The sequence below is a fragment of the Streptomyces sp. NPDC043867 genome (genome assembly GCF_056435845.1).
This window is the reverse complement of the sequence record NZ_JBWKDS010000037.1, coordinates 8860-12078: the sequence shown is the minus strand read 5'-3', so window position 1 is coordinate 12078 and position 3219 is coordinate 8860. Positions and strand designations below refer to the sequence as shown.

Annotated in this window: 2 protein-coding genes and 2 tRNA genes; 1 reads left to right on the top strand and 3 read right to left on the bottom strand. The window is 69.6% G+C overall.

Going from position 1 to position 3219, the window contains the following annotated elements; translation table 11 throughout:
• Window positions 1-112: 112 nt before the first annotated feature.
• The 3 genes from AC069T_RS29480 to AC069T_RS29470 all read right to left on the bottom strand — a co-directional run bounded on the left by AC069T_RS29480 (window position 113) and on the right by AC069T_RS29470 (window position 2899).
• Window positions 113-718 (bottom strand): ATP-dependent Clp protease proteolytic subunit, encoded by a 606-nt coding sequence (locus AC069T_RS29480; RefSeq protein ID WP_183116939.1) that lies wholly within the window; start codon window positions 716-718, stop codon window positions 113-115.
• Window positions 719-1221: 503 nt separating this feature from the next.
• A complete protein-coding gene (tig, locus tag AC069T_RS29475) occupies window positions 1222-2607 on the bottom strand; it encodes a trigger factor (RefSeq protein WP_478785649.1) in 1386 nt (461 codons plus the stop codon).
• A gap of 215 nt (window positions 2608-2822) precedes the next feature.
• Window positions 2823-2899 (bottom strand) — tRNA-Pro (locus AC069T_RS29470).
• 164 nt (window positions 2900-3063) lie between these two features.
• Here AC069T_RS29470 and AC069T_RS29465 point away from each other — a divergent pair.
• Window positions 3064-3134, top strand: a tRNA-Gly gene (locus AC069T_RS29465).
• Window positions 3135-3219: the final 85 nt, after the last annotated feature.

Here is a 3219-nt window from a genome sequence, read left to right as displayed (position 1 = left end):
GGGAGCAGCTGGCCCCCCCCCCCGCCCCACCCCCCCCCCCCCCCCCCCCCCCCCCCCCCCCCCCCCCCCCCCCCCCCCCCCCCCCCCCCCCCCCCCCGCCGGCGTGAGCCGGTTACGCCGCCCCGGTGCCGCCGCCGCCCGGCATGCCGGCTGCGGTGGGCATGATGTCGTCGATGAGGCCGTACTCCTTGGCCTCGATCGGGTCGAACCAGCGGTCGCGGTCGGAGTCGCGGGTGATCTGCTCCACGCTCTGGCCGGTGTGGAAGGCGGTCAGCTCCGCCATCCGCTTCTTGGTGTGCAGCAGCCGCTCGGCGTGGATCTTGATGTCCGACGCGGAGCCCGCGAGGCCCGCGGAGGGCTGGTGGATCAGGATCTCGGCGTTCGGCAGCGCGAAGCGCTTGCCGGGGGTACCGGCGCTGAGCAGGAACTGGCCCATCGAGGCCGCCATGCCCATGGCGATGGTCACCACGTCGTTCTTGATGTACTGCATGGTGTCGTAGATCGCCATACCGGCCGTGATCGAGCCGCCGGGGCTGTTGATGTAGAGGTAGATGTCCTTGTCCGGGTCGGAGGCAAGGAGCAGCAGCTGCGCCGTGATCTTGTTGGCGATGTCATCGTCGACCGCCTGGCCGAGGAAGATGATTCGCTCGCCGAGCAGTCGGTTGTAGACCTGGTCGCCGAGGCCACCACCGATGGGGTCGCCGGCAGCTGTGGGCATCAGATTCGTCACGTATCCACCTGCTCGTCTTGCGACGGCGCCGGGCCGTCTCACGTCTTCTGCTCAGGCCTGGGGCCCCACCCGCACCGCCCCGGGGCGGCTTCGGGGACTCCCCTGCCCTCGTATTCATGGACCCTAACGCGCGGGTCCCTCCGGGGAATCCCGCAGAGGTAACTGTTCGCTGTGAGCGCATGTGCTGCGCCGGCTTGAGCGGGGTTTCGGGTGGGCCCCGCCCGAGGGGAGCCGTCTTTCTCCGGCGCCGCCGTGCGGACGCGTCTGCGACGGGCTGTGCGTCGGCGAGTGCGGGTCGTCGGGGGCTGGTCGCGCAGTTCCTCGCGCCCCTGAAGGGCCCCTGCGGGGCCGCGGGCGCGTCTGGGTGTCCCGGCCGTCGGCGGGTGCGGCGCCACGTGGGCCGAGCGCGCGGTTCCCCGTGCCCCTGGAGGGCGCGACGGGCCCCCGGGACATGGATGTCCCGGGGGCCCGTCGTGGCGTACTGCGGGGGATCAGGCCTCGGGCTTGTCCTCGGGGGCGTCGTCCGAGGACTCGGCGGCGGCCTCGACGGTCTCGGCCGTCTCGTCCTCGTCGTCCAGGTCGACGATCTCGCCGTTGGTGTCCTTGACCGTGGCGGCCTCGACGACGACCGCGAGGGCCTTGCCGCGGGCGACCTCGCCGACCAGCATCGGGACCTGGCCGCCCTCGACGACGGCCTGGGCGAACTGGTCGGGGGACATGCCGGAGGAGGCGGCGCGCCGCATGAGGTGCTCGGTGAGCTCCTCCTGGTTGACGTTCAGCTTCTCCTTGTTGACGAGCTCGTCGAGGACGAACTGCGTCTTGATGCCCTTGACCGCGGCTTCCTTGGTCTCCGCGACGAACTCCTCCTCGGTCTTGCCCTGGATCTCCAGGTACTTCGCGAGGTCGAGGCCCATCTGGCCGAGCTGGTGGTGCTCGAGGTTGTGCTTACGGGTGTTGATCTCGTCCTCGAGCAGCTTCTCGGGGACCGGGACCTCGACCAGCTCGAGCAGCTTCTCCAGGACGCGCTCCTGGGCCTGCGTGGCCTGGTCGTACTGCTTCATGTTCTCGAGACGCTTGCGGCTGTCGGCCTTCAGCTCGTCGAGCGTGTCGAACTCGGACGCGAGCTGCGCGAAGTCGTCGTCCAGCTCGGGCAGTTCGCGGGCGGCGACCTGGGTGACCTTGACGGTGACCTCGGCCTCCTTGCCGGCCGCCGAGCCGCCCTTGAGCTCGGAGGTGAAGGTGGTCTCGCCACCGGCCTCCACGCCCGTCACGGCCTCGTCGATGCCTTCCAGCAGCTCACCGGAGCCGATGGTGTAGGAGACGCCGGACGCGACGCCGTCCTCGAGGACCTCACCGTCGACCTTGGCCTCCAGGTCGAGGGTGACGACGTCGCCGTCCTGGGCGGCACGCTCGACCGGGGAGGTCGAGGCGAAGCGCTCGCGCAGCTCGGTGACGGCCTTGTCGACGTCCTCGTCGCTGACCTCGATGGCGTCGACCTCGACCTCGATGCCGGAGTAGTCCGGGATCTCGATGGTCGGGCGGACGTCGACCTCGGCGGTGAAGTTCAGCGTCTCGCCGTCCTTCAGCTCGGTGATGTCGACCTCGGGCTGGCCGAGGACGTTCAGCTCAGCCTCGTTGACCGCTTCGGTGTAGAACTTCGGGAGCGCGTCGTTGACGGCTTCCTCGAGCACGGCGCCACGACCGAACCGCTGGTCGATGATGCGGGCCGGGATCTTGCCCTTCCGGAACCCCTTCACCGTGACCTGCTGGTTGATCTTCTTGTACGCCGCGTCGAGGCTGTCCTTGAGCTCCTCGAAGGGCACCTCGACAGTGAGCCGAACCCGAGTCGGGTTCAGGGTCTCCACGGCGCTCTTCACGGTTCGGTCTCCTTGTGGCTGACTTCTTGGGGGTTCTGCGTGCCTCTGCCGGTCGGGCAGAGCCTCTGCGGATTCGCGGCCCTTGAGAGACGTGACAGTGCAGACATACGGGCGCGCAGTTTGCATACTAGCCGCAGGCGGTACACCCCCCAAAAGGAGACCGGTGAAGCCCGGCGCCGCCCGCCGGATCCAGCCGTCCCTGGCGTTGATCCAGGTGGTCGGGGTGGCGGGATTTGAACCCACGGCCTTCCGCTCCCAAAGCGGACGCGCTACCAAGCTGCGCCACACCCCGTCGGTGCGACACGTAGGGTACATGGCCCCGGGCCTGGCGGCGGGCCCATTTCCCCCGCGCTCGCGGCGCCGGCGGACGAAGCGCCGGACGGGGTGTGCGGCGAGGGGGTGCGAGACGCTACGATGCCTTCCGTGCCGCGGTCACTGACCTGCGGCGCGCTCCGTGCGGGCGTAGCTCAATGGTAGAGCCCTAGTCTTCCAAACTAGCTACGCGGGTTCGATTCCCGTCGCCCGCTCGTGAGGAAAAGCCCCGGACCGGCCGGTCCGGGGCTTTTCACTTTCCGCCTTCTTCCCGCTTCTTCCCGCTTCTCCCGCTTCTCC

What these genes read in the sequence shown, in the direction of transcription:
- AC069T_RS29480 (WP_183116939.1), bottom strand. Translation starts at nt 718, where the DNA reads ATGCCCACAGCTGCCGGCGACCCCATCGGTGGTGGCCTCGGCGACCAG.